The following is a 24858-nucleotide window of genomic DNA, read 5'->3' on the forward strand; positions in this document are numbered from 1 at the left end:
GGGGCTTTTTTTTGCCTGGCCGGAATCAGGCGTGACCGATGAAAATGTCGGCGAACAGCTGGTTGCGCGGCAGGCCGGCGAGGAACATGCGCCGGGAAAACTGCTCGACACTGGCCGCCGAGCCACACGCCAGGGCCATGGTCTGGCGCGACTGCAGGCGTAACGCCGCCAGGGCCTGGGGCAACTGGGCCGGGGTCAGCAGCTCGACCTGCAACTGCGGATGCCGACTGGCCAGTGCCGTCAGTGCCTGCGCCAGATAATGCTCCTGCTCGTCGTGGGCCAGATGCAGCAAGCGAATCGGCCCGTGATGCTCCTGGCGCAAGGCCTCGCGCAGAATCCCCCACAGCGGCGCCAGGCCGGTGCCGGCGGCCAGCAGCCACAGCGGGCGTTCCTGCCAGTCCGGGTCGTAATGCAAGGCTCCGCCGCGCAGCTCGCCCAGGCGCAGCGTTGCACCGATACTCAGTTGCTGCGCGGCATCACAGAACGCACCGGGTTGCCGGCAATCGAGATGAAATTCCAGAATGCCCTCCTCCCCCGGCACGCTGGCCAAAGAATAGGGCCGGGCGACCCCACTCGGGCTCCACAACACCAGGTGCTGGCCGGCCTGATAGCGCAACGGTCTGTGTGGCTCAAGACGCAAGCGCAGCACCGTCGGGCTCAGCCAGTCGAGGCCGCTGACCTGGGCCGGCACCCCATCCTGGAGCGGGTCGAACAAGGCCACCTGCAAGTCTTCCTCAACGCTGCACTGGCACGACAGGCGCCAGCCCAGCTGGCGTTTGTCCGCCGCCAGGGCCTCGGGCCGGGCATCCCCCGGCTGGCCTTGCAGGCAGCGCACCAGGCAGGCGTGACAGCTGCCGGCACGGCAACTGTAAGGCACCGCCAGCCCGGCATCATTCAAGGCATCGAGCAGGTTGCTGCCCGGTGCCACCGTCCACTTTCGCTCACCCACCCGCAACTCAGGCATCGACGGCCTCCCAGGCGGCCAGGCAGCGGTTGCGCCCGCTGCGCTTGGCCCGGTACAAGGCCTGATCTGCACGCTGCAGAGCGTCATCGAGATCGTCGCCTGCGCACAACAGGGTCAACCCCGCCGACAGGCTCAAAGGCTCGACCCGCAATCCAACCGCTGGCGGCTGGGCCAGGGCAAACGCCCTGCGCAGCCGCTCGCAACAGGTGGCCAGTTGCGCGTCGGTGCAGTCAGGCAGCAGCAACACGAACTCTTCGCCACCGTAACGGGCCAGTACCGCAGTGTCGCCCAGGCAGTCGCTGGCGATCGAGGCAAAGGCTTGCAATACCTGATCGCCGGCGGCGTGGCCATACACATCATTGATGCGTTTGAAGTGATCGAGGTCGATCAGTGCCAGGCCATGGCAACTGTCAGCGCCCATGCGCTCCAGCTCGCGGGTGGCCAGGCCCAGAAAGTGCCGACGATTGAACAAGCCGGTCAGTTCATCGGTGGCCACCAGGTCTTCGAGCTGGCGCATCATGCCGCGCAAGGTGTCCTGATGGGCCTGCAGGGCATAGCGCCGCTGGCGCATGCGCTGACGCGCGGCCTGAACATAACGGGCATACAGGCACAACCAGCACAGCACCACCAACAAGGCACTGGCCTGCAATGCCAACAGCGACCCGTCGAAATGCGGCGCTTGCCAGGCCTCCCAGGCGATCAGGCCGAGGAAGCTGCACAACACCAGCAGCGCGCAGCGCACAAACACCCGCCCGCTCAGGTGAAACAGGCCGAACATCAGGATCAAGGGGTAGAACATCAGGAAAGTGCCGCGCCCCTGGTCAAGCTGAGCCAACAGCCAGGTCTGCCAGGCGATCGCCAGCAGCACCTGGAACTCGGTCAGGCTCGGGTCGTTAAAGCGCAGGTTGCGACCGCTGGCGAACACCCAACCGAGCAGCGACTGGCACACGAGCAACAGGCTGCTGCCCAGCAGCAAAACCGTCAGGGAGGCTTGCAGATGGCCGCTCAAGAGTGCCACCCAGAGTAGCGCCAGCACCAGCAGATAGGTGCCAGCCGCCATGAGGAAGCGATTGAGGAGAAGCTTCTGCAGCGCTGTTTCGGTCACTGGTGACTCACCGTGCTCTGGCCAAGGCAGAGGAATGGGGCATGGCCAACCGCCACTTTAGGGTGTGCGAAGAATAATTGCCATGGTTGCACAAATCGACCCTGGTCAGCGCTCAGGCAAGAACAGTGCCCGGCCACTGCCGACCTTGGTGGGGACCTTTGGTACGTGTACCGGCGGCGGATGCGCGCTATACTGCCGCGCCTTTTTTGCGCCGACAGCCTTGCGTTGGCGCCTGTTGAAGGTCGTTTCGACACCTCGGCCAGTCCGCGTCGGAATACCTTAATGAATGTTCCCGTCTTTAAGAGGAGCGCGCTGCATGACCGTGATCAAGCAAGACGACCTGATTCAGAGCGTTGCCGACGCCCTGCAGTTCATTTCGTACTACCACCCCGTTGATTTCATCCAGGCCATGCATGAGGCCTATCTGCGTGAAGAGTCGCCAGCTGCGCGCGATTCCATCGCCCAGATCCTGATCAACTCGCGCATGTGCGCCACCGGCCACCGGCCGATCTGCCAGGACACCGGTATCGTCACCGTGTTCGTGCGCGTCGGTATGGACGTGCGCTGGGACGGCGCGACCATGAGCCTGGACGAAATGATCAACGAAGGCGTGCGCCGCGCCTACAACCTGCCGGAAAACGTCCTGCGTGCATCCATCCTGGCCGACCCGGCGGGTAGCCGTAAAAACACCAAGGACAACACCCCTGCGGTCATCCACTACTCCATCGTCCCGGGCAATACCGTGGAAGTGGACGTGGCGGCCAAGGGCGGCGGCTCCGAGAACAAGTCGAAAATGGCCATGCTCAACCCGTCCGACTCGATCGTCGACTGGGTACTCAAGACCGTTCCGACCATGGGTGCTGGCTGGTGCCCTCCGGGCATGCTCGGCATCGGCATCGGCGGTACCGCCGAGAAAGCCGCGGTAATGGCCAAGGAAGTGTTGATGGAATCCATCGACATCCATGAGCTCAAGGCCCGTGGCCCGCAGAACCGCATCGAAGAGATCCGCCTGGAGCTGTTCGACAAGGTCAACCAGCTGGGCATCGGCGCCCAGGGCCTGGGCGGCCTGACCACCGTGCTCGACGTCAAGATCATGGACTACCCGACCCACGCCGCCTCCTTGCCGGTGTGCATGATCCCCAACTGCGCCGCCACCCGTCACGCCCACTTCGTGCTCGACGGTTCCGGCCCGGCTGACCTGGAAGCGCCATCGCTGGACGCCTACCCGGAAATCGTCTGGGAAGCCGGCCCATCGGCCCGCCGTGTCAACCTCGACACCCTGACCCCGGAAGACGTGCAGAGCTGGAAGCCGGGCGAGACCATCCTGCTCAACGGCAAGATGCTCACCGGTCGCGACGCTGCGCACAAGCGCATGGTCGAGATGCTCAACAAGGGCGAAGAACTGCCAGTCGACCTCAAGGGTCGCTTCATCTACTACGTTGGCCCGGTTGATCCGGTCGGTGACGAAGTGGTTGGCCCGGCCGGCCCGACCACCGCGACGCGGATGGACAAGTTCACCCGTCAGATCCTCGAGCAGACCGGCCTGTTGGGCATGATCGGCAAATCCGAGCGCGGCCCGACCGCCATCGAAGCGATCAAGGACAACAAGGCCGTGTACCTGATGGCCGTCGGCGGCGCTGCCTACCTGGTGGCCCAGGCGATCAAGAAGTCCAAGGTCCTGGCCTTTGCCGAACTGGGCATGGAAGCGATCTACGAGTTCGAGGTCAAGGACATGCCGGTCACCGTCGCGGTCGACAGCAACGGCGAGTCGGTACACATCACCGGCCCTGCGATCTGGCAGCACAAGATCGCTGAAAGCCTGGCGGTGGAAGTGAAGTAAGCCTCGGGGTTTGCTGATATGAAAAAGCGGCAGGGGGGATTACTCCCCTGCCGCTTTTTTATTGCCTGTACCGGCCTCATCGCTGGCAAGCCAGTTCCCACAATGGCTCTTCATGCACCTGACCTGTGGGAGCCGGCCTTGCCGGCGATCGAGCGCGAAGCGCTCGTATTTCGGCCAGCACCTTTGTTCACAGGGTAATGCGAGTGCCCAGCAACTGCAGGAACGCCGCCAGCCATGCAGGGTGCGCCGGCCACGCCGGAGCCGAAGCCAGATTACCCTGCACGTGAGCCTGGTCGACGGCGATCTCGACATACTGGCCACCGGCCAGGCGTACTTCCGGCGCGCAAGCCGGATAAGCGCTGCACTCGCGGCCTTCCAATACGCCAGCCGCCGCCAGCAGTTGTGCGCCATGACACACCGCGGCAATGGGTTTGCCGGCCTGATCGATCGCTTTGACCAGCGCCAGCACCTGCTCGTTCAAACGCAGATACTCCGGTGCCCGGCCTCCTGGAATCAGCAGCGCGTCGTAGTCGTCAGCCTGAACTTTGGCAAAATCAAAGTTCAGGGCAAAATTATGCCCGGGCTTTTCACTGTAGGTCTGGTCGCCTTCGAAATCGTGGATCGCCGTGCGCACCGTCTGCCCGGCGTTTTTGCTCGGACACACCGCGTGCACGGTATGGCCAACCATCTGCAGGGCCTGGAACGGCACCATCACTTCGTAATCTTCAACGTAGTCGCCAACCAGCATCAGAATCTTCTTCGCAGCCATGTCATCAACTCCTTCAAGTGCGGTGGAAAGATAAAGACACCATAGACCGCCAACGTGCGACAGGCTCAATCACGCCGGTCGAGCAGGTTGACCACCAGCCGGTCGAGCCAGCCCCACAAGCGTTGCTGCACGCGCTTCCACAACGGCCGCGCATGCCAGTGGGCCAGGTCGATAGTCAGGCTCCGGGCAAAGTCGCGCTCAAAGCTCGCCGCCACGTCGGCGGTCAGGGGTGGGTCAATGGCTTCGACATTGGCCTCAAGGTTGAAGCGCAGGTTCCAGTGATCGAAGTTGCACGAGCCGATGCTGACCCAGTCATCCACCAACACCATTTTCAGGTGCAGGAAACACGGCTGGTATTCGAAAATTTTCACCCCGGCGCGCAACAGCCGCGGGTAATAGCGATGGCCGGCATAACGCACCGACGGGTGATCGGTTCGCGGCCCGGTCAGCAGCAAACGTACATCGACACCCCGGGAGGCCGCGCGGCGCAGAGAGCGGCGGACCTTCCAGGTCGGCAAGAAATACGGCGTGGCCAGCCAGATGCGCCGCTGGCCGCTGTTCAGGGCGCGCACCAGCGACTGCAGGATATCCCGGTGCTGGCGGGCGTCGGCATAGGCCACCCGGCCCATGCCCGCACCACTCACCGGCACTCGCGGCAAACGTGGCAGGCCAAAGTGCGTCGGCGGCCGCCAGGCGGTACGGCGCAGGTTGGCGCGCCACTGGCGGTCGAACAGCATCTGCCAGTCGGCCACCAGCGGGCCCTGCATCTGCACCATCACTTCGTGCCATTCGCTGACGTCTTCGGTTGGCGTCCAGAACTGGTCAGTGACGCCAGTACCGCCCACCACCGCCCACTTCTGGTCGACCAGCAGCAGCTTGCGATGATCGCGATACAGGTTGCGAAAGCCACGACGCCAGCGCAGGCGGTTGTACCAGCGCAGCTCCACACCCGCAGCCAACAGGCGCTGGCGCAGGCTCAAGGTGAAGGCCAGCGAACCATAATCATCGAACAGGCAACGCACCTGCACGCCGCGCTCGGCGGCCTGCACCAAGGCCTGGACCATGGTTTCGGCGCAAGCGCCGGCTTCGACCAGGTACAGTTCCAGATCCACCTGATACTCGGCGCGCACGATTGCGGTGAGCATGCGCGGGAAAAACTGCGGACCGTCGATCAATAGCTCGAACTGATTGCCATCGCGCCAGGGAAAGACCGGTCCGGCCATCTCAACGCGCCGTGAAGATCAGCACCGCGGCCACCGGCACCGACGGGCTGATGGACTTGAGCCCGGCCAGCTTGCGCAAGGTGGCAAGGCCGGGGAGCAGATCGAAATCATCGGCGCGCAACATCAACGGTTCCAGGGTCACCACCTGAAAGCGCCGGTCATCCAGGCGGGTGGCCAGCAGCAGGGCGCTGTAGTTGTGCTGCTTGCCATGCAGGCTGACAGTCAGCGGCAGGCGCAGTTCCACCTGGGCGCCATTGGCCAGGTCGTTGATCGGGCGCAGGTCGATCTGCGCGCTGACCTTGGCTTCGGGGAACTTGGCAAACTCGAACAGTTCCTTGCGCATGCGTTCGTCACGCAGCGGCACGCCGCTGTTGTTGGAGTCCATCTCGACCTGCAGCTCGGCGGCGCCCTTGCGATCGACCTTGCCATGCAGAACGAGGAAACGATGCACCTCAGCGGTGTCACCGTTCTTGCTGGAGACAAATGACAGGCGTGACGATTCGCCGTCCAGGTGCCAGTTGGCCTGGGCAGGGAGACTGAGAACGACCAGCAGGGCAAGCAGAAGACGCGACAGACTGAACATGTGAAATCCTGTAACACAATGGTCGTCAACCTTACCCGGCTGCCTTCACGGCAGCAAGCGACAGCCCTCGCGCGGGCCCTGCCACTGCGCACGATTCTCGACCCCCAGGCCGGCAGCGCTGACCAGCCGCTGCTGCGCGTCTTCATCCAGGCGACTCAACGGCAGGTATTGGCGCACATAGCCCCGACAATAATGTTCGTCGAAATTCATGACATAGCGGCACGAACAGTACTCCTTGGCCGAGTAGGCACTGAGGATGCCGGGGAAATCCGCCAGCGCCTGGCGTTCGTACCAGGCCCAACCGCCGGCCAGCAGCGCCAGTACCAGCAACACGCGCGTCATGGCCGCACCTTGTCGACTGCTGCCAGTACCCGCTTGAGCAACTCGTTATGGGCAAAGCTGGCGTCGCGGTCATCGGCGTAGCGAACGATCAGCAGCTTGCGCGCCGGCAGCACATACAGTGCCTGGCCCCAATGCCCCAGGGCCGCATACGTGTCAGCTGGCGCATCCGGCCAGGGTGGCGGGCTGCCGGGCAAAGGTTGATTAAGCCACCAGTGCCCGCCCGGGTTGGCTTCACCGGGTTGGGCCGTGGCTTGCAGGAACGGCTGGCGATTGAAGTCGACCCAAGCGCTGGACAGCAATTGTCGCGTTTGCCAACGACCTTCGCGCAGCATCAACAGGCCAACGCGCGCCAGGTCGCGAGCACTCATGTACAGATAGGAAGAACCCACCAAGGTGGCACTGGCGTCACGCTCCCAGACTGCACTGGCAATCCCCAGCGGTTCAAACAAGGCGTGCCAGGGGTACTGCGCATATCCCGCATCGCCGACCATGCCGCGCAAGGCCGCCGCCAGCACGTTACTGTCACCGCTGGAATAGAGAAAGCGTTGCCCAGGGCTGGCCGCCTCGGGCCTGGCCGCCGTGTAGCCGGCCATATCGCCGCGCCCGCGAGTGTAGAGCATGGCCACTACCGAGGACTTGAGCGGCGCGTATTCGTAATTTTCCTGCCAGTCCAGGCCGCTGGCCCAGTGCAGCAGATCTTGGATGCGCACGTGGGGGTGGGCACGCATCGGCGCGTAGAAACGCGCAACCGGATCCTGCAGGTCAAAGCGGCCCTCGGCGTGGGCGACGCCCAGCAGGGTCGCCAGCACGCTCTTGCTGATCGACCAGGTCAGGTGCGCGGTTTTAGCGGTGCTGGGCGCGGCATAGTGCTCATAGACAATGCGCCCGTCGGCGATCACCAGCAGCGCGTCGCTGCGCACGCCCTGACGTTGCTGGTCATCGCGTGGGGCGAAGGCATAGCGTTCAACCGCCTGCCAGGCGCTTCGGTTGGCATCGTTCGCCACCGTCCAATCAGGTACTGGCCAGTACTCCTCGGCCGAAACGGCCTTGCTGAAGGCGAAAACAGCCAGCATCCACCACACCGCGTTGCGCATGCCGCTTACTCAAGGCCAGGGTTCGCCCAGCCTGCCAGCGTTTCATGACAATCCGGCGGCGGCCCAGGCCTTGGCCAGGCGTTTGGCGCGGGCCGCACTGGCGATCTCCAGCAGGCCCTGATCGCGTTGCCACAGGCTTGCCCACTCGCCTGGGCTTGCCAGCAGTGCCTGATTGAGTTCATCTTTCAAGCTGTTGAACTGGGCAAACAGACCGCCCAGCAGCAAATGGCTGGCCGAGGTGTCGGCGCACTGGCGAGTGCTTTCAGCGCACGCGCCGAGCAGACTGATCAGGCGCAATTGCAGGTTTTGCGGCCAGCCCGTTTCCTGGCCGACGCCATAGAGCCAGGCACACAGGGCACTGAGCACATAAAGATCTTCCAGCGAGCGGAAGGGTTTGACGTAGGCATCCCAGCCGTCCCCCGCCAAGCGCTCGCACAACGCTCCTTGCAGATGCAGGCGGGCATGGCCGACTTCCGGCATCAACGGCAAGGCCGGCAGCGATTCGAGGCGCACGCCCGGTTCACCGGCGTAGACCACCGCCAGGCTCAGTTCTACTGGCTGCCCCTGCGCTTCGCAGCGCGCCGCCACCAGCAGCCACTCGGCATCGAGCCCGGCAGTGACAAAGTCCTTGCTGCCGCTCAGGCGCAAATCATCCAGACGCACCTGCATGTCCGCCGGGCGCACGCTGCGCCGCTCACTGGCGCACAGGGCACCAAGGCTCTGCGGCGCACTGGGCCACAGCACCCGCAGCGCCGCCTGGTAGCCGACCAGGAAGGCCAGGCCCGGGGTGCTCATCGCCCGCCCACCGAGCACCGCCAGGTCGAACGGGCTAACCGCACCCAGGCGTGCCAGCAGGCTGGAATAGGTATCGGCCAGCGTGGCCGCAAGGGGTTGTCTGTGTCGATCGTTGAGTCGTTGCAGCCAGGCCATCGAAGCGCTCCTTGAGGGGGCTGTCATACAAGCATCACCAAACATTCACGGGGGTGACACCGCATCTACCTAGGCTGAGCTTGCACAACAAAGTCGACCGGCCGCAACCCCATGGCTGGCTTATGGAGACACGCAATGACTCGGATCGCTCGCTCTGGCGACAACAGCACTGAACGCCGTCTGCAAGCCGAACGCCTGGTCGGCCCGGCAGCCCTGCAGGAAGCACAGGCCCTTCGTTTCAGCGTATTCAGCGGTGAATTCAAGGCCAAACTCAAAGGCGCCGAACTGGGCCTGGACATGGATGACTACGACATTCATTGCCGCCACATCGGCGTGCGCGATCTCACTAGCGGGCGCCTGGTCGCCACCACCCGCCTGCTCGATCATCAGGCGGCCAGCAGCCTGGGGCGCTTCTACAGCGAAGAGGAATTCAGCCTGCACGGCCTCGGCCACCTGCAAGGGCCGATCCTCGAGCTGGGCCGCACCTGTGTCGACCCGGCCTACCGCAACGGCGGCACCATCGCCGTGCTCTGGGCGGAGCTGGCCGAAGTGCTCAACGAAGGCCGCTACAGCTACCTGATGGGCTGCGCCAGCATTCCCATGCAGGACGGCGGTGTACAGGCCCACGCGATCATGCAGCGCCTGCGCGAACGCTACCTGTGCACCGAGCACCTGCGCGCCGAACCGAAGAAGCCACTGCCGAGCCTGGCCCTGCCGAACAACGTCATCGCCGAAATGCCGCCGCTGCTCAAGGCCTACATGCGCCTGGGGGCGAAGATCTGTGGCGAACCATGCTGGGACGAAGACTTCCAGGTCGCCGACGTGTTCATCCTGCTCAAGCGCGACGAACTGTGCCCGCGTTATGCCCGTCACTTCAAGGCGGCGGTCTGATGCAGCGCCTGCGCGTCTATGCACGCGTAGCCCGGGTGCTGCTGGTGGTGCTGTTCGGCCTGGCCATGGCAGCCCTGTTCAGCCTTTATGAACGCCTGCGCGTGCCGGCCTCGACCGAGCGCCGCCAGCGTTGGTCGCAACTGTTCATGGGCAAACTGAGCAATGCCCTGCCGTTCAAGGTGCGAGTGGTGGGCCAACTGCCACGCCAGCCGATGCTGTGGGTCAGCAACCACGTGTCCTGGACGGATATTCCTTTGCTGGGCATGCTTGCACCGCTGTCGTTTTTGTCCAAGGCCGAAGTGCGTACCTGGCCGGTGGCCGGCTGGCTGGCACACAAGGCCGGTACCCTGTTCATCCGGCGTGGCGGCAACGACAGCCAACTGCTGCGCAAACAGATCAGCCAGCACCTGCAACAGGATTGCCCGCTGCTGATCTTCCCCGAAGGCACCACCACTGACGGGCGCAGCCTGCGCACCTTTCACGGCCGCCTGCTGGCCAGCGCCATCGACACGCAGACACCGCTGCAGCCGGTAGCCCTGCGCTACCTGCGCAGTGGACAAGCCGATTCGATCGCGCCGTTTATTGGTGACGATGATCTGCTCTCGCACCTGCTGCGCCTGTTCAGCAATGACTGCGCCGAGGTCGAGATCCATCTGCTCGCGCCAATTGCCAGCGCCGGCGAAGAACGCGCCGCCCTGGCGTTCAAGGCCCAGCAGGCAATCCAGCAGACACTGTTCGCTAGCGAGCCGCTTGCCCAGCCACAACGCCGGGCCAGGGCCGCCTAGGTATTGCCCTTGGCGAAGCGCTGCAGCTCTGGGTAGAAATTGCGAAAGTCATCCAGCAACGGCTGGTACAGCGCGGCCACCTCCTCCAGCGCGCCGTCCATGCCTTCGGGCCGCGACAGGCGCCGGGCAATGCCGCGAAACACCTGTTCGAGCACCGAGAATTCGCGGTAAGACCCCAACCAGTCATCGGCGACCATGTACGGCGCGATTTGCGCCAGGCGCCCGGGCAAGGCCGGCTCGGCGGCAAGCACGCGGTACACGCGGTCAGTGAACTGGCCCAGCGGCTGCTCGGCATAATCCTGCCAGTGCAAGGCCAGGCAATGGTCGAAAAACACATCGAGGATGATCCCGGCATAACGCCGCCGCTGCTGCGGGAAACGCGCCAGCGCCGCCAGCACCAGTGGATGGCTGTCGGTGTAGACGTCGATCTGCCGGTGCAGGCGGATCGCTGCCTCCAGTGACGGGGCGAAGCGCCCCTGCAGCGGCCCTTTGACAAAATCGCCATAAAGGCTGCCGAGCAATTGCTCGGGCTGCTGACCGCCGAGGTGAAGGTGTGCGAGGTAGTTCATGGACTGGGATTCTAGCACCCCGCCATCTATATCGTTATAACCCGATATAGCGATTTACGCTGAGCTCAGAACCACATCATATTTGTATATCGCGAAATACCGATTTATATTTCGCCTCATCGCGATATACCGCTACACACACCACGAGCCCAACCATGCCTCTCGATCTCGACGAAATAATAAAAGCCCTGGCCCACCCAGTACGGCGAGAAATCCTCAACTGGCTGAAGGACCCCGACGCGCAGTTTCCCGACCAGCACCACAGCACCGAACACGGTGTGTGTGCCGGGCAGATCGATCAACGCTGCGGCCTGTCGCAGTCGACCGTCTCCGCCCACCTGGCGACCTTGCAGCGCGCCGGCCTGATCAGCAGCCAGAAGATTGGCCAATGGCATTTTTTCAAACGCAACGAGGACACCATCCAGGCGTTCCTCAAGCAGATGAGCCAAGAGCTCTGACAAGGACCTTGCAATGCCCCTTTCGCTGATAATCCTGGCGCTCAGCGCCTTCGCCATCGGTACCACCGAGTTCGTCATCATGGGTCTGTTGCCGGATGTGGCGGCAGACCTGGGTGTATCGATTCCCGGTGCCGGCTGGCTGGTCACCGGCTACGCCCTGGGCGTGGCCATCGGTGCGCCGTTCATGGCCCTGGCCACCTCGCGCCTGCCACGTAAAGCGGCGCTGATCGCACTGATGGGCGTGTTCATCGTCGGCAACCTGCTATGTGCGGTGGCCAGCGACTACAACCTGCTGATGTTCGCCCGGGTGGTGACCGCCCTGTGCCATGGTGCTTTCTTCGGTATCGGTTCGGTGGTGGCCGCCAGCCTGGTGCCGGCCAACCGCCGTGCTTCGGCGGTCGCCTTGATGTTCACCGGCCTGACCCTGGCGAACGTGCTGGGTGTGCCGCTGGGTACCGCGCTGGGCCAGGAATACGGCTGGCGCTCGACCTTCTGGGCAGTGACGGTGATCGGCGTCGTCGCACTGATCGGTCTGATCCGCTTCCTGCCGTTCCGGCATGACGAAGAGGCTCTCGACATGCGCGCCGAACTTGCCGCGCTCAAAGGCGCCGGCATCTGGCTGTCGCTGTCGATGACCGTACTGTTCTCGGCCTCGATGTTCGCCCTGTTCACCTATGTCGCACCGCTGCTCGGAGACGTCACCGGCGTTTCGCCACGGGGCGTGACCTGGACCCTGCTGCTGATCGGCCTGGGCCTGACCCTGGGCAACATCCTCGGCGGCAAGCTCGCCGACAAACGCCTGGGCGCCACCCTGGTCGGCGTGTTCGCCAGCATGGCGGTGGTCTCCACCGTATTGAGCTGGACCAGCGTCGCCCTGATCCCGGCAGAAATCACCCTGTTCCTCTGGGCCACTGCAGCCTTTGCCGCGGTCCCCGCCCTGCAGGTCAACGTGGTGACCTTCGGCAAGGCCGCCCCGAACCTGGTCTCGACCCTGAACATCGGCGCTTTCAACCTGGGCAATGCCCTGGGCGCCTGGGTTGGCGGCACTGTCATCGCCCAGGGCCTGGGCCTGACCCGCGTGCCCCTGGCCGCCGCAGCGCTGGCGGTGCTGGCGTTGATCGTCACCCTGATCACTTTCAGCCAGGGCGGTAACAAAGCCGAACTGGCACCTGCCACTCACTGATAGGCCTTGAGGTATTTATGACGACTCTTTTCGATCCGATCACCCTCGGCGACCTCAAACTGCCGAACCGCATCATCATGGCCCCGCTGACCCGCTGCCGCGCCGATGAAGGCCGGGTACCCAACGCGCTGATGGCCGAGTACTACGTACAACGGGCCAGTGCCGGGCTGATCCTCAGCGAAGCCACTTCGGTAACGCCCATGGGCGTCGGCTACCCGGACACCCCGGGGATCTGGTCCAACGATCAGGTGCGCGGCTGGACCAACGTCACCAAGGCGGTGCATGGCGCCGGCGGGCGGATCTTCCTGCAGCTGTGGCATGTGGGACGCATCTCGCACCCGAGCTACCTCAACGGCGAAACCCCGGTGGCACCGAGTGCAATCCAGCCCAAAGGCCATGTCAGCCTGGTGCGCCCACTGGCCGACTACCCGACGCCACGGGCACTGGAAAGCGCAGAAATCGCCGATATCGTCGAGGCCTACCGCACTGGTGCCGAGAACGCCAAGGCGGCCGGTTTCGACGGCGTCGAAGTGCATGCGGCGAATGGTTACCTGATCGACCAGTTCCTGCAGAGCAGCACCAACCAGCGCAACGACCAGTACGGTGGTTCGCTGGAAAACCGCGCACGGCTGCTGCTGGAAGTGACCGACGCCGTGATCGACGTCTGGGGCGCACAACGGGTCGGCGTGCACCTGGCGCCACGGGCCGATTCCCATGACATGGGCGATGCCAACCGTGCCGAAACCTTTACTTATGTTGCCCGGGAACTGGGCAAGCGCGGCATTGCCTTTATCTGCTCGCGAGAGAAAGAAGCCGACGACAGCATTGGCGCGCTGATCAAGCAGGCTTTTGGCGGCCCGTACATCGTCAACGAGCGCTTCACCAAGACCAGCGCCAACGCTTCGCTGGCCAGTGGTAAAGCCGATGCGGTGGCCTTCGGTATTCCGTTCATTGCCAACCCGGACCTGCCGGCCCGCCTGGCAGCCGATGCACCGCTGAACGAGCCGCACCCGGAGACCTTCTACGCCAAGGGGCCGGTGGGTTACATCGATTATCCGCGGATGTAGGTGCTGAACGCATCGCGGGGCAAGCCCGCTCCCACAGGAACAGTGGTGATCTCTGTGGGAGCGGGCTTGCCCCGCGATGAGGCCCTCAAGGCCGGGTATTGATCTGCTGTTGCAGGTTCTGCACCTGGCTTTGCAAGGTATTGATGTTTCGAGTCACCTGGCCACGAAACGCATCGAACTCCGCCGTTGACGCACCGCCACTGGCCACAGGCGCCGGGCGGTTCTCCTGTTCGCTCTTGAGCACGATCAGGTCCTGCTCCAGGCGCTGGATCGCCGCCGCCGGGTTGCCCTGTTTCTTCAGCGTCGCCACATCTGCGCTCAGGCTCTTGAGCTCACCATCGAGCTTGCCGCCATCGACCTGGGCCGTCTTCAATGCCGCCAACTCGTCATTTACCCGCTTGAGCTGTGCCTGCAACTGCTCCTGCAACTTGGCATTGGCCGCCTGCTGCTCGCTGGCCTGAGCCAACACCTGCTCCAGTCGCTTGCCCAGATCGCCGGTCTGCCCGGCCACACCCTGCTGTTGCTTGCCCTGCTCGGCCAGGCTCGCCTGCAGCTGCCTGATCTGCAGCTTCAGGGCTTCGCTGTCGGTGCTGACACTGGTCTCGCTGGCCGCAACCTTGCCGCTGATCGCCTGCAGGCGTCCCGCCGCGTCTTCACTGATGCGGGCGAAACTCTCCTGGGTGGCAACCAGTTGCTGCTCCATCAGGGAAATCTGTTGGAAGCTCCACCAGCCAAGGCCAGCCAGAGCAATGAACGAGGCGCCGAGCAATGCCCACAACGGGCCGCTGCTCGCGGCCTTGGGCTGAGCACGCGAAGCTGCCGGCCCGCCACGACGCACACCCGCTACCGGGACGAAATCATCGTCATCACGGCTACCGGCACTCAAGGTCGGCACGTTATCGAAATCATCTGGAGCATCGTTACGCATGGGATCCCTTCAACCACGGTGATAGCAAATGGTCAGTAGTATAAAGCCTGATCAGCGCACTGATCGACCGCAAAGCCCTGGTCCGGTTCAGTCCTTGCCGGACGGAAGGTCCTGGGCTTTCCACCAGCCACAGAACTCATCCAGTGCCGACCACAGGCTGACGCTGGGGCGGTAATCAAGCAACTGCCGGGCGCGGCTGATGTCGAGCGTGAAGTCCTTGCTCATCACCTGCGTGCCCAAGCGCGACAGGGTCGGTTGCGGACGGCCAGGCCAGAGCAGGCAGGCACCTTCGTTCAAGGCCGCAAGGCTGTAGGCCAGGCCGTAGGAACGGTAACGGGTGACCTGCGGCAGGTGCATTTGTCGCATTACATAATTGACCACATCCCACAATGGCAACGGGTGGCCATTGCTGATGTTGTAGGCCTGGCCCAGCGCGGCCTCGTCGGCGAGCAAGGCACTGACCAACGCCTCGTTGAGGTTCTGCACGCTGGTGAAGTCGACCTTGTTCAAACCATTGCCGATGATTGCCAAACGCCGCTTGCGCTGCATCTGCAACAAGCGCGGGAAGATGCTCACGTCGCCAGCGCCAGTGACAAAATGTGGACGCAGGGCCAGCACTTCGAGGCCGAACTCCTGAGCGCCGAAGACCTTCTGCTCGGCCAGGTGCTTGGTTGCCCCGTAATGGTTATGGAAGCGCCGCGGCACCTGCTCTTCAGTGATGCCCAACTGCGAGCGGCCATTGAAACAGATCGACGGCGAAGACAAGTGCACCAGCCGCCGCACATGCTCTTTAAGGCATGCTTCCACCACGTTTTCAGTCACCACCACGTTGCCCTGGTAGAAATCCTGATAGCGCCCCCAGTTGCCCACGGCACCCGCGCAATGCACCACGGCTTCGACGCCCTGGCACAGGCGCCGGGCCAGGTCCGGGTCGTTGAGGTCACCCGGGATGAACTGCGCGCCGCGTCGCACCAGGTGCTCGACGCCTTCGGCGCGGCGGCCGTTGACCCGAACGTCAAAGCCCTGCTCCAAGGCAAAGCGCGCAAAGCGCCCGCCGATGAAGCCGCTCGCGCCGGTGACCAGAATTCGCATGTAGCACTCCGCCTAAAACAGGTTTTTCAGATACTGCTGACGCCGCCCGTGCCTACAAGGGCACCAGCCATTGCCCGGCCGTGAGGCGCAGGTGTTCCGTCAGTTGGCCAAGCAACTGCCCGCCATTGCGCCAATGATGCCAGTACAAGGGCACGTCGATGGGTTTATCCGCCGATATTTCTACCAGACGCCCGCTGGCCAGTTGGTCGCGTACCTGCAGTTCCGGCACCAGCCCCCAGCCCAGGCCCGCTTCGGTCATGCGCAAAAAGCCCTCGGACGACGGACACAGGTGATGCAGGAAACCGTCCTCAATACCCAGGGACGCCAGGTAACGGTGCTGGAGAAAATCATCCGGCCCGAACACCAGCGCCGGGGTACGCGACAAACGGCCGGCATCAAAGCCCGAAGGAAAGTAGCGGGCCATGAACGCCGGGCTGGCCAGGGCACGGTAGCGCATAGCACCAAGCAACAGGCTGCGGGCGCCCGCCACCGGCCGTTCGCTGCCGCACAGGCAGGCGGCCACTTCACCGGCTCGCATGCGCTTGAGGCCGACTTCCTGGTCTTCCACCACCAGGTCCAGCAGCACCTGCTGGTCAGCGCAGAACTCACCCGCCGCAGCGGCCCACCAGGTCGCCAGGCTGTCGGCGTTCAGGGCAATGCGCAAACGCTCCGGCATACCCTCCTCGTCCAGCGCCGGCACCTGGCTCTGCAGGTCGCGTTCAAGCAGGCGCACCTGCTGCACATGGTTGAGCAAGCGCCGGCCAACATCGGTGGGGCTTGGCGGGTTGGCGCGCACCAGCACCGGCTGGCCGACCCGCGCTTCAAGCAACTTGATGCGCTGGGAAATCGCCGACTGCGACAGGCCCAGCACCTGGGCGGCACGCTCGAAACCGGCCTGCTCGATGACGGCAGCGAGGGCAGAAAGCAGTTTGTAATCGAACATTATTTTTCCTAATGCCTGATCAGCTTTATTTGTTTTTCTTATACAGATGACATCCCCACAATGGCCAGCATCTTCTTTGTATTTGCGCCCGCGCCCTGCGGGCGTCCGTGGAGTCCTCCCTATGTGGCAAAGCTACCTGAACGGCCTGCTGGTCGCCTTCGGCCTGATCATGGCGATCGGCACGCAAAACGCCTTTGTCCTGGCGCAAAGCCTGCGCCGTGAACATCACCTGCCGGTGGCGGCGCTGTGCGTGGTCTGCGACGCCATCCTGGTGGCGGCCGGAGTGTTCGGCCTGGCCACGGTACTGGCGCAGAACCCGACCCTGCTGGCCGTGGCACGCTGGGGCGGTGCAGTATTTCTGCTCTGGTACGGCGGCAAGGCTTTGTTGCGGGCCTGCTCGCAACAAAGCCTGCAGCAAGGCGAAGGCCAGGGCCTGCGCTCGCGCCGGGCAGTGCTGCTCAGTGCCCTGGCGGTGACCTTGCTCAACCCGCATGTGTACCTCGACACCGTGTTGCTGATCGGCTCACTGGGCGCCCAGCAAACCGTGCCCGGCGCCTACGTGGCCGGCGCCGCCAGCGCCTCGCTGCTGTGGTTCTTCACCCTGGCCCTGGGCGCCGCCTGGCTGGCCCCGTGGCTGGCGCGGCCAGGGACCTGGCGGCTGCTCGACCTGATGGTGGCGGTGATGATGTTTGCCGTGGCGGCGCAGCTGATCTTTACCTGAGGCGCCGCTCGTCCGGCACCGGCAAAGGCTCTGGAACCTCTTTCCCGTACACTTGTTGCGTGGTTAAGCACCGGGCCCGGTGCTATGATCCAGCCCTTGCGTCGCAAAGAGTACAGACTCGCCGACGCACACCGGCCGCCCGTGATCGGCCTTGCGCTCACCGCAACAGACCTGATTAGGAGAATCACCATGGCTTTTGAATTGCCGCCGCTGCCTTACGCCCACGACGCCCTGCAGCCGCACATTTCCAAGGAAACCCTGGAATACCACCACGACAAGCACCACAACACCTATGTCGTGAACCTGAACAACCTGGTGCCTGGCACCGAGTTCGAAGGCAAGACCCTGGAAGAGATCGTCAAGACCTCCTCGGGCGGTATCTTCAACAACGCCGCTCAGGTCTGGAACCACACCTTCTACTGGAACTGCCTGGCGCCAAACGCCGGCGGCCAACCAACCGGCGCCCTGGCTGAAGCCATCAACGCCGCGTTCGGCTCCTTCGACAAGTTCAAGGAAGAGTTCACCAAGACGTCGGTCGGCACCTTCGGTTCCGGTTGGGGCTGGCTGGTGAAAAAAGCCGACGGTTCCCTGGCCCTGGCCAGCACCATCGGCGCCGGCAACCCGCTGACCAGCGGCGATACCCCGCTGCTGACCTGCGACGTCTGGGAACACGCCTACTACATCGACTACCGCAACCTGCGTCCGAAGTACGTCGAGGCGTTCTGGAACCTGGTCAACTGGAAGTTCGTTGCCGAGCAGTTCGAAGGCAAGACCTTCACTGCCTGAGACGGCTGCTGATCGATACGCGTGATCCGGTATCGAGCGACCGAGAAGCCCACCCTAGCGGTGGGCTTTTTTATGGGCGCCGATGCTGCAACATTTTTCATCCTATTCCCGCGCCGTGCATCTTGCCGCGCACGCAGAGCACGCTAACATCAAACGTTGGGAAACTCTTTCCCACGGATTAAAGTCGCAAGGCCGGGCAACCGATACAGTGACGGCAGGCACCCAACCTGCTCCAGGGGCAAAAATGCACCCTCACGGAGCTGGAGAAGTCCTGTTGACGGCCGATAGTGGATTGCCAAGTTTGATGGCAAAATGATGCCATGCGCATGGATTAAGGAAACCCCATTGAAGCTGGAACTCAAGAACAGCTTATCGGTCAAGTTGCTCAGGGTAGTACTGCTCTCGGCGTTGGTCGTCGGTGTAGTTCTCAGTTGTGCGCAGATCGTCTTCGATGCCTACAAGACCCGCCAGGCCGTCGCCAATGACGCCCAACGGATCCTCGACATGTTCCGTGATCCTTCAACCCAGGCGGTGTACAGCCTGGACAAGGAAATGGGCATGCAGGTCATGGAGGGCTTGTTCCAGGACGAGTCCGTGCGCATGGCCGCCATCGGCCATCCCAATGAAACCATGCTGGCGGAAAAATCCCGTCCGCTGCAGGAAGTCTCCAGCCGCTGGTTGACCGACCTGATTCTCGGCCAGGAACGCAGCTTCACCACCCAGCTGGTCGGCCGTGGCCCCTACAGCGAATATTACGGCGACCTGAGCATCACCCTCGACACCGCGTCCTATGGCGAGGGCTTTCTGGTCAGTTCGGTGATCATCTTCATTTCCGGTGTGCTGCGCGCCCTGGCCATGGGCCTGGTGCTGTACCTGGTCTATCACTGGATGCTGACCAAGCCGCTGTCGAAGATCATCGAGCACCTCACCCAGATCAACCCCGACCGCCCCAGCCAGCATCAGTTGCCGCTGATCAAGGGCCACGAAAAGAACGAGCTGGGCTTGTGGGTCAATACCGCCAACCAATTGCTGGCGTCGATCGAGCGCAACACCCACCTGCGTCACGAGGCCGAGAACAGCCTGCTGCGCATGGCCCAATACGACTTTCTCACCGGCCTGCCCAATCGCCAGCAATTACAGCAGCAACTGGACAAGATCCTGATCGACGCCGGTCGCCTGCAACGCCGGGTGGCAGTGCTGTGTGTCGGCCTGGATGACTTCAAGAGCATCAACGAGCAATTCAGCTACCAGGCCGGCGACCAGTTGCTGCTGGCCCTGGCCGATCGCCTGCGCGCCCACAGTGGCCGGCTTGGCGCCCTGGCACGCCTGGGTGGCGACCAGTTCGCCCTGGTCCAGGCCGATATCGAGCAGCCCTACGAAGCGGCAGAACTGGCTCAGAGCATTCTCGATGACCTCGAGGCGCCGTTCGCGCTCGACCATCAGGAAATCCGCCTGCGCGCCACCATCGGCATCACCCTGTTCCCCGAAGACGGCGACAGCACCGAGAAGCTGCTGCAAAAAGCCGAGCAGACCATGACCCTGGCCAAGGCCCGCTCACGCAACCGCTACCAGTTCTACATCGCCAGCGTCGACAGCGAGATGCGCCGCCGTCGCGAGCTGGAAAAAGACCTGCGCGAAGCCCTGCCGCGCAACCAGCTGTTTCTGGTCTATCAACCGCAGATCAGCTACCGCGACCACCGCGTGGTCGGCGTCGAGGCGCTGCTGCGCTGGCAGCATCCGGAGCTGGGCATGGTCCCGCCCGACCAGTTCATCCCTCTGGCCGAGCAGAACGGCAACATCATCACCATCGGCGAGTGGGTACTCGACCAGGCCTGCCGGCAACTGCGCGACTGGCATGACCAGGGCTTCAGCGAACTGCGCATGGCGGTCAACCTGTCGACCGTGCAACTGCACCACAACGAGCTGCCGCGGGTGGTCAACAACCTGCTGCAGATCTACCGCCTGCCACCGCGCAGCCTGGAGCTGGAGGTCACCGAAACCGGCCTGATGGAAGACATCAGCACCGCCGCCCAGCACCTGCTGAGCCTGCGCCGCTCCGGGGCGCTGATCGCCATTGACGACTTCGGTACCGGCTACTCCTCGCTCAGCTACCTGAAATCGCTGCCGCTGGACAAGATCAAGATCGACAAGAGCTTCGTCCAGGACCTGCTCGATGACGACGACGATGCCACCATCGTTCGCGCCATCATTCAGCTGGGCAAGAGCCTGGGCATGCAGGTGATCGCCGAGGGCGTGGAGACGGCTGAACAGGAGGCCTACATCATTGCCCAGGGTTGCCATGAAGGTCAGGGCTATCACTACAGCAAACCACTGCCAGCCCGGGAGTTGACCGCGTTCCTGAAACAGGCGCAGCGCAACCAGGTTTCGATTCTGTAACCCCCGTCCGCATCGCCAGAAGTGACAAAAACACGCATTTGAATATTTACGTGACTGCCCCTTTACACAAAATGCAAATCTTTCGCATTATGTTGCAGTTTTGCGTGCCCCGGTACGCTTGTCCAACCTCTCGACGCAGGAATTCGCCATGATTCGTATGCCTCTGGCCACCGCCAGTCTGTTGGCCATTGCCATCTCTCTCGCCGGTTGCGGCGACAGCAAGGACAAGGACAAGGCCGCCGCACCGCAAGCTCCGGCCGCCACCACCTCGGCTGCCGCACCTGCTGGCGCCGTTGACGAGGCAGCGGCCAAGGCCGTGGTCAAGCATTACGCCGACATGGTCCATGCCGTCTACAGCGACTCGCTGAGCACCGCCAAGACCCTGCAAACCGCCATCGACGCCTTCCTCGCCAAGCCCAACGACGAAACCCTGAACGCCGCCAAGGCCGCCTGGGTCGCCGCACGCGTGCCGTACCTGCAGAGTGAAGTGTTCCGCTTCGGCAACACCATCATCGACGACTGGGAAGGTCAGGTGAACGCCTGGCCGCTGGACGAAGGCCTGATCGATTACGTCGATAAGAGCTACGAGCACGCCCTGGGCAACCCTGGCGCGACCGCCAACATCATCGCCAACCTGCAAGTGCAGGTCGGCGAAGACAAGATCGACGTCAAGGACATCACCCCGGAGAAACTGGCCAGCCTGAACGAGCTGGGCGGCTCCGAAGCCAACGTCGCCACCGGCTACCACGCCATCGAATTCCTGCTCTGGGGCCAGGACCTGAATGGCACCGGCCCAGGCGCTGGCGCCCGCCCTGCCTCCGACTACCTGGAAGGCAAGGGCGCTACCGGCGGCCACAACGAACGCCGTCGCGCCTACCTGAAAGCCGTGACCCAACTGCTGGTCAATGACCTCGAAGAAATGGTCGGCAACTGGGCGCCGAACGTCGCCACCAACTACCGCGCCACCCTCGAAGCCGAGCCTGTCAACGACGGCCTGCGCAAGATGCTGTTCGGCATGGGCAGCCTGTCGCTGGGCGAACTGGCTGGCGAGCGCATGAAAGTTTCCCTGGAAGCCAACTCGCCTGAAGACGAGCAGGACTGCTTCAGCGACAACACCCACTACTCGCACTTCTACGACGCCAAGGGCATCCGCAACGTCTACCTGGGCGAATACACCCGCACCGACGGCACCAAGCTGACTGGGCCAAGCCTGTCGTCGCTGGTGGCCAAGGTCGACGCGGCTACCGACACCACCCTCAAGGCCGACCTGGAAGCGACCGAAGCCAAGATCCAGGTCATGGTCGACCACGCCGCCAAAGGCGAGCACTACGACCAGCTGATCGCGGCCGACAACGCTGCCGGCAACCAGATCGTGCGTGACGCCATCGCCGCCCTGGTCAAACAGACCGATGCGATCGAACAGGCCGCAAGCAAGCTGGGGATTGCCAACCTGGCGCCAGACAGCGCTGATCACGAGTTCTGATTCAGTAGCGGTTAACAAAGGCGACCTTCGGGTCGTCTTTTTTATGCGCATTATCGCGGGGCAAGCCCGCTCCCACTGTAGGAGCGGGCTTGCCCCGCGATAGATTTCATCCAGCAAACGCAAATCCCTCTTATTCAATTTCCCTGAGCCTGCTAAGCTTGCACGCCGGTTTTTTGCCCAAGCCCCAGGATTATTGATGTCCTCGTTGCTTTCCCGCCTCAGCCCCCTGCTTCTGGCCCTGTTCCTGGCCGGTTGCGACGATGCCCCGCATTTCACCCAGGCCGAGCCCGGTGAGGCGCTGGCCGGTGGCAAGGCCACGGTGAACAAGCGCGACCAGAACGCCTACTCCATGCCTTCGGCCAACCTGCCGCCGAGCCGGCGCCTGGACTTCAGCGTCGGCAACAGCTTTTTCCGCAGCCCCTGGGTGATTGCGCCGTCAACCACCACTGCCCGCGACGGCCTGGGCCCGCTGTTCAATACCAATGCCTGCCAGAACTGCCACATCAAGGACGGTCGCGGCCATCCGCCCGGGCCCAACGCGGCCAACTCGGTGTCGATGCTGGTGCGCCTGTCGATCCCTGACCAACCACAGTACGCCAAGGTCATCGAGCAACTGGGCATCGTCCCGGAGCCTGTGTATGGCGGTCAGTTGCAGGACATGGCAGTGCCCGGTGTCGCCCCCGAAGGCAAGGTGCGCGTTGAATACGATGCGCACACCGTAACCTTCAAGGACGGTACGCACGTGGAGCTGCGCACGCCGCGGTTGCAGATCAGCCAGCTGGGCTACGGCCCGATGCACCCGGACACCCGTTTCTCCGCCCGGGTCGCCCCGCCGATGATCGGCCTGGGCCTGCTCGAAGCCATCCCAGAGGCGGCAATCCTGGCCAACGCCGACCCCGATGACGTTAATGGCGATGGCATCCGTGGCCGCGCCAACCGGGTCTGGGACGATGCCCTGGGCCAGACCGTAGTCGGCCGCTTTGGCTGGAAGGCCGGGCAGCCAAACCTCAATCAGCAGAATGTCCACGCCTTTTCCGGTGACATGGGCCTGACCACCAGCCTGCGGCCGATGGACGATTGCACCCCGGCGCAAACCGACTGCCTCAACGCCGCCAACGGTAACGGCGCCAATGGCGAGCAGGAAGTCAGCGACAACATCCTGCGCCTGGTGCTGTTCTACACCCGTAACCTGGCGGTGCCGGTGCGCAAGGACGTCGATTCAACCCAGGTCCTGGCCGGCAAGAACCTGTTCCACCAGGCCGGTTGCCAACGCTGCCACACGCCACAGTTCACCACCGCCAGCGACGCCGCCGAGCCGGAGCTGGCCAGCCAACTGATCCGCCCCTACAGCGACCTGCTGCTGCACGACATGGGCCCGGGCCTGGCGGATAACCGCACCGAGTTCGCCGCCAGCGGCCAGGACTGGCGCACCCCGCCGCTGTGGGGCATCGGTTTGAACCAGACCGTCAGCGGTCACACCCAGTTTCTTCATGATGGCCGCGCCCGCGACCTGCTCGAAGCCGTGCTCTGGCACGGCGGCGAGGCCGAGGCGGCCAAGCAGCACGTACTGACCTTCAATGCCGAGCAGCGCGCCGCGTTGCTGGCCTTTCTGAATTCACTTTAAGCAAAGGAGCCGGGCATGTTCCGTCCCAAACTGTTGTTCACCAGCCTTGCCGCCCTCGCCCTCGGCGCCTGCTCGCCGCAAGACCCGCAAGCGCTGACCTCGGCGGCGATCGCCCAACAGGTGATCCTGCCGACCTACAGCCGCTGGGTCGAAGCCGACCGCCAACTGGCCGTCAGTGCCCTGGCTTTCTGTGAAGGCAAGGCGGACCTGGCCACTGCCCGCGCCGACTTCCTCCATGCGCAAAAAGCCTGGGCCGAGCTGCAGCCGCTGTTGATTGGCCCGCTGGCGGAAGGCAACCGCGCCTGGCAGGTGCAGTTCTGGCCCGACAAGAAGAACCTGGTCGGTCGTCAGGTCGAGCAACTGATCAATGGCGACACGCCGGTCGATGCCGAAACCCTGGGCAAATCCAGTGTCGTCGTGCGCGGCCTGTCGGCTTACGAGTACATCCTCTTCGACAGCAAGCCGGACGCCGCCAACGCCGAACAGAAAGCCCGTTACTGCCCGCTGCTGGTGGCCATCGGCGAACACCAGAAGACCCTGGCCGAAGAAATCCTCAAAGGCTGGAACAGCACCGATGGCATGCTGGCGCAGATGACCAAGTTCCCCAACCAGCGCTATGCCGACTCCCACGAAGCCATTGCCGACCTGCTGCGCGCCCAGGTCACCGCCCTGGACACCCTGAAGAAAAAGCTCGGCGCGCCGATGGGCCGCTTGAGCAAGGGCATCCCGCAGCCGCTGCAGGCCGAAGCCTGGCGCAGCCACTCCTCGCTGAAAAGCCTGGAAGCCAGCCTGAACGCGGCCCAGACCGTCTGGGTCGGGGTCGACAACAAAGGCCTGCGTGGCCTGCTGGGCAAGGATCAGCAGGCCCTGGCCGACAAGATCGACGCCGCCTACGCCAATGCGATCAAGCTGCTGGCCAGCAACCAGAAAACCCTGGGTGAGTTGCTCGACGACGAAGCCGGTCGCCAGCAACTGAATGCCATTTACGACAGCCTCAACGTCGTCCACCGCCTGCACGAAGGCGAGCTGGCCAAGGCGTTGGGCATCCAGCTGGGCTTCAATGCCAACGACGGTGACTGAT

At 63.6% G+C, this 24858-nt stretch carries 24 protein-coding genes; 12 read left to right on the forward strand and 12 right to left on the reverse strand.

Annotation, left to right across the window (positions count from 1 at the left end; all coding sequences use genetic code 11):
- Positions 1–25: 25 nt before the first annotated feature.
- Together PspR32_RS20935 and PspR32_RS20940 are read right to left on the reverse strand one after the other, a co-directional pair.
- Positions 26–964 (reverse strand): iron-sulfur-binding ferredoxin reductase, encoded by a 939-nt coding sequence (locus tag PspR32_RS20935; protein WP_159389114.1) that lies wholly within the window; start codon positions 962–964, stop codon positions 26–28.
- The gene (locus tag PspR32_RS20940; protein ID WP_010220855.1) at positions 957–2069 is read right to left on the reverse strand and encodes a GGDEF domain-containing protein; all 1113 of its coding nucleotides are present in this window, start codon (positions 2067–2069) and stop codon (positions 957–959) included. The genes PspR32_RS20935 and PspR32_RS20940 overlap by 8 nt, the downstream gene beginning before the upstream one ends.
- Positions 2070–2385: 316 nt before the next feature.
- On the opposite strand from PspR32_RS20940, the gene PspR32_RS20945 reads away from it, so the two are divergent.
- The gene (locus tag PspR32_RS20945; protein ID WP_159389115.1) at positions 2386–3909 is read left to right on the forward strand and encodes a fumarate hydratase; all 1524 of its coding nucleotides are present in this window, start codon (positions 2386–2388) and stop codon (positions 3907–3909) included.
- 187 nt (positions 3910–4096) lie between these two features.
- Here PspR32_RS20945 and PspR32_RS20950 read toward each other — a convergent pair whose 3' ends face one another.
- The 6 genes from PspR32_RS20950 to PspR32_RS20975 form a co-directional block, all read right to left on the reverse strand.
- Positions 4097–4678 (reverse strand): DJ-1/PfpI family protein, encoded by a 582-nt coding sequence (locus PspR32_RS20950; protein ID WP_159389116.1) that lies wholly within the window; start codon positions 4676–4678, stop codon positions 4097–4099.
- Positions 4679–4743: 65 nt separating this feature from the next.
- Complete coding sequence (locus PspR32_RS20955; protein ID WP_036996748.1) at positions 4744–5901, reverse strand: phospholipase D-like domain-containing protein; 1158 nt, start codon at positions 5899–5901, stop codon at positions 4744–4746.
- A gap of 1 nt (position 5902) precedes the next feature.
- Entirely contained in the window at positions 5903–6484 is a 582-nt protein-coding gene (locus PspR32_RS20960) for a YceI family protein (RefSeq protein ID WP_010220850.1), read from the reverse strand.
- A 45-nt stretch (positions 6485–6529) separates the two neighbouring features.
- Positions 6530–6826 carry an amidase gene (locus PspR32_RS20965; protein ID WP_010220849.1) on the reverse strand — a complete coding sequence of 99 codons (297 nt, stop codon included), beginning with the start codon at positions 6824–6826 and terminating at the stop codon, positions 6530–6532.
- On the reverse strand, positions 6823–7899 hold the full coding sequence (locus PspR32_RS20970; protein WP_232531773.1) for a serine hydrolase domain-containing protein: 1077 nt from the start codon (positions 7897–7899) through the stop codon (positions 6823–6825). Before PspR32_RS20970 ends, PspR32_RS20965 begins: the two co-directional genes overlap by 4 nt.
- Positions 7900–7962: 63 nt before the next feature.
- The gene (locus PspR32_RS20975) at positions 7963–8850 is read right to left on the reverse strand and encodes a hypothetical protein (RefSeq protein WP_010220847.1); all 888 of its coding nucleotides are present in this window, start codon (positions 8848–8850) and stop codon (positions 7963–7965) included.
- Positions 8851–8985: 135 nt separating this feature from the next.
- Between PspR32_RS20975 and olsB the strand changes: the two genes are divergently transcribed.
- Together olsB and PspR32_RS20985 are read left to right on the forward strand one after the other, a co-directional pair.
- Positions 8986–9741: an L-ornithine N(alpha)-acyltransferase gene (olsB, locus tag PspR32_RS20980; protein ID WP_036996749.1), complete on the forward strand. Its 756-nt coding sequence runs from the start codon at positions 8986–8988 to the stop codon at positions 9739–9741.
- Positions 9741–10526, forward strand: coding sequence for a lysophospholipid acyltransferase family protein (locus tag PspR32_RS20985; RefSeq protein ID WP_159389118.1), 786 nt, complete (start codon positions 9741–9743; stop codon positions 10524–10526). The genes olsB and PspR32_RS20985 overlap by 1 nt, the downstream gene beginning before the upstream one ends.
- On the opposite strand, the gene PspR32_RS20990 is transcribed toward PspR32_RS20985, so the two are convergent.
- Positions 10523–11095, reverse strand: a complete 573-nt coding sequence (locus PspR32_RS20990; protein ID WP_100782566.1) for an acyl carrier protein phosphodiesterase — start codon at positions 11093–11095, stop codon at positions 10523–10525. The genes PspR32_RS20985 and PspR32_RS20990 overlap by 4 nt on opposite strands.
- A 155-nt stretch (positions 11096–11250) precedes the next feature.
- Between PspR32_RS20990 and PspR32_RS20995 the strand changes: the two genes are divergently transcribed.
- The 3 genes from PspR32_RS20995 to PspR32_RS21005 are packed head-to-tail and all read left to right on the forward strand — an operon-like array spanning position 11251 to position 13803.
- Entirely contained in the window at positions 11251–11553 is a 303-nt protein-coding gene (locus PspR32_RS20995; protein WP_010220843.1) for an ArsR/SmtB family transcription factor, read from the forward strand.
- A 13-nt stretch (positions 11554–11566) separates the two neighbouring features.
- A complete protein-coding gene (locus PspR32_RS21000) occupies positions 11567–12736 on the forward strand; it encodes an MFS transporter (protein WP_036996752.1) in 1170 nt (389 codons plus the stop codon).
- Between the two features lie 17 nt (positions 12737–12753).
- Positions 12754–13803 carry an alkene reductase gene (locus tag PspR32_RS21005; RefSeq protein ID WP_010220841.1) on the forward strand — a complete coding sequence of 350 codons (1050 nt, stop codon included), beginning with the start codon at positions 12754–12756 and terminating at the stop codon, positions 13801–13803.
- An 85-nt stretch (positions 13804–13888) separates the two neighbouring features.
- On the opposite strand, the gene PspR32_RS21010 is transcribed toward PspR32_RS21005, so the two are convergent.
- The 3 genes from PspR32_RS21010 to PspR32_RS21020 all read right to left on the reverse strand — a co-directional run bounded on the left by PspR32_RS21010 (position 13889) and on the right by PspR32_RS21020 (position 16766).
- Positions 13889–14731, reverse strand: a complete 843-nt coding sequence (locus PspR32_RS21010; RefSeq protein ID WP_159389119.1) for an ATPase — start codon at positions 14729–14731, stop codon at positions 13889–13891.
- 87 nt (positions 14732–14818) lie between these two features.
- Entirely contained in the window at positions 14819–15823 is a 1005-nt protein-coding gene (locus PspR32_RS21015) for an NAD-dependent epimerase/dehydratase family protein (RefSeq protein ID WP_036996754.1), read from the reverse strand.
- Positions 15824–15875: 52 nt separating this feature from the next.
- On the reverse strand, positions 15876–16766 hold the full coding sequence (locus tag PspR32_RS21020; protein ID WP_036996756.1) for a LysR family transcriptional regulator ArgP: 891 nt from the start codon (positions 16764–16766) through the stop codon (positions 15876–15878).
- A gap of 121 nt (positions 16767–16887) precedes the next feature.
- Between PspR32_RS21020 and PspR32_RS21025 the strand changes: the two genes are divergently transcribed.
- The 6 genes from PspR32_RS21025 to PspR32_RS21050 all read left to right on the forward strand — a co-directional run bounded on the left by PspR32_RS21025 (position 16888) and on the right by PspR32_RS21050 (position 24857).
- A complete protein-coding gene (locus tag PspR32_RS21025) occupies positions 16888–17487 on the forward strand; it encodes a LysE/ArgO family amino acid transporter (protein ID WP_010220834.1) in 600 nt (199 codons plus the stop codon).
- Positions 17488–17676: 189 nt separating this feature from the next.
- Complete coding sequence (locus tag PspR32_RS21030) at positions 17677–18273, forward strand: superoxide dismutase (RefSeq protein ID WP_010220832.1); 597 nt, start codon at positions 17677–17679, stop codon at positions 18271–18273.
- A gap of 315 nt (positions 18274–18588) precedes the next feature.
- A complete protein-coding gene (locus PspR32_RS21035) occupies positions 18589–20670 on the forward strand; it encodes a putative bifunctional diguanylate cyclase/phosphodiesterase (protein WP_374045286.1) in 2082 nt (693 codons plus the stop codon).
- Positions 20671–20818: 148 nt separating this feature from the next.
- Positions 20819–22153, forward strand: a complete 1335-nt coding sequence (locus tag PspR32_RS21040) for an imelysin family protein (protein ID WP_159389120.1) — start codon at positions 20819–20821, stop codon at positions 22151–22153.
- A 196-nt stretch (positions 22154–22349) separates the two neighbouring features.
- A complete protein-coding gene (locus PspR32_RS21045; RefSeq protein WP_010220829.1) occupies positions 22350–23777 on the forward strand; it encodes a di-heme oxidoreductase family protein in 1428 nt (475 codons plus the stop codon).
- A gap of 15 nt (positions 23778–23792) precedes the next feature.
- A complete protein-coding gene (locus PspR32_RS21050; RefSeq protein WP_159389121.1) occupies positions 23793–24857 on the forward strand; it encodes an imelysin family protein in 1065 nt (354 codons plus the stop codon).
- Position 24858: the final 1 nt, after the last annotated feature.

The sequence above is a fragment of the Pseudomonas sp. R32 genome (assembly GCF_009866705.1).
Lineage (GTDB): Bacteria > Pseudomonadota > Gammaproteobacteria > Pseudomonadales > Pseudomonadaceae > Aquipseudomonas > Aquipseudomonas donghuensis.

Coding starts and splice junctions, on each gene's coding strand:
- PspR32_RS21040 (WP_159389120.1), top strand. CDS start 20,819: ATGATTCGTATGCCTCTGGCCACCGCCAGTCTGTTGGCCATTGCCATC.
- PspR32_RS20985 (WP_159389118.1), top strand. CDS start 9,741: ATGCAGCGCCTGCGCGTCTATGCACGCGTAGCCCGGGTGCTGCTGGTG.
- PspR32_RS20970 (WP_232531773.1), bottom strand. CDS start 7,899: ATGCTGGCTGTTTTCGCCTTCAGCAAGGCCGTTTCGGCCGAGGAGTAC.
- PspR32_RS20950 (WP_159389116.1), bottom strand. CDS start 4,678: ATGGCTGCGAAGAAGATTCTGATGCTGGTTGGCGACTACGTTGAAGAT.
- PspR32_RS21025 (WP_010220834.1), top strand. CDS start 16,888: ATGTGGCAAAGCTACCTGAACGGCCTGCTGGTCGCCTTCGGCCTGATC.
- olsB (WP_036996749.1), top strand. CDS start 8,986: ATGACTCGGATCGCTCGCTCTGGCGACAACAGCACTGAACGCCGTCTG.
- PspR32_RS21045 (WP_010220829.1), top strand. CDS start 22,350: ATGTCCTCGTTGCTTTCCCGCCTCAGCCCCCTGCTTCTGGCCCTGTTC.
- PspR32_RS21010 (WP_159389119.1), bottom strand. CDS start 14,731: ATGCGTAACGATGCTCCAGATGATTTCGATAACGTGCCGACCTTGAGT.
- PspR32_RS21020 (WP_036996756.1), bottom strand. CDS start 16,766: ATGTTCGATTACAAACTGCTTTCTGCCCTCGCTGCCGTCATCGAGCAG.
- PspR32_RS21005 (WP_010220841.1), top strand. CDS start 12,754: ATGACGACTCTTTTCGATCCGATCACCCTCGGCGACCTCAAACTGCCG.
- PspR32_RS21050 (WP_159389121.1), top strand. CDS start 23,793: ATGTTCCGTCCCAAACTGTTGTTCACCAGCCTTGCCGCCCTCGCCCTC.
- PspR32_RS21035 (WP_374045286.1), top strand. CDS start 18,589: ATGCCATGCGCATGGATTAAGGAAACCCCATTGAAGCTGGAACTCAAG.
- PspR32_RS20945 (WP_159389115.1), top strand. CDS start 2,386: ATGACCGTGATCAAGCAAGACGACCTGATTCAGAGCGTTGCCGACGCC.
- PspR32_RS21000 (WP_036996752.1), top strand. CDS start 11,567: ATGCCCCTTTCGCTGATAATCCTGGCGCTCAGCGCCTTCGCCATCGGT.
- PspR32_RS20955 (WP_036996748.1), bottom strand. CDS start 5,901: ATGGCCGGACCGGTCTTTCCCTGGCGCGATGGCAATCAGTTCGAGCTA.
- PspR32_RS20965 (WP_010220849.1), bottom strand. CDS start 6,826: ATGACGCGCGTGTTGCTGGTACTGGCGCTGCTGGCCGGCGGTTGGGCC.
- PspR32_RS20935 (WP_159389114.1), bottom strand. CDS start 964: ATGCCTGAGTTGCGGGTGGGTGAGCGAAAGTGGACGGTGGCACCGGGC.
- PspR32_RS20990 (WP_100782566.1), bottom strand. CDS start 11,095: ATGAACTACCTCGCACACCTTCACCTCGGCGGTCAGCAGCCCGAGCAA.
- PspR32_RS21015 (WP_036996754.1), bottom strand. CDS start 15,823: ATGCGAATTCTGGTCACCGGCGCGAGCGGCTTCATCGGCGGGCGCTTT.
- PspR32_RS20960 (WP_010220850.1), bottom strand. CDS start 6,484: ATGTTCAGTCTGTCGCGTCTTCTGCTTGCCCTGCTGGTCGTTCTCAGT.
- PspR32_RS20995 (WP_010220843.1), top strand. CDS start 11,251: ATGCCTCTCGATCTCGACGAAATAATAAAAGCCCTGGCCCACCCAGTA.
- PspR32_RS20975 (WP_010220847.1), bottom strand. CDS start 8,850: ATGGCCTGGCTGCAACGACTCAACGATCGACACAGACAACCCCTTGCG.
- PspR32_RS21030 (WP_010220832.1), top strand. CDS start 17,677: ATGGCTTTTGAATTGCCGCCGCTGCCTTACGCCCACGACGCCCTGCAG.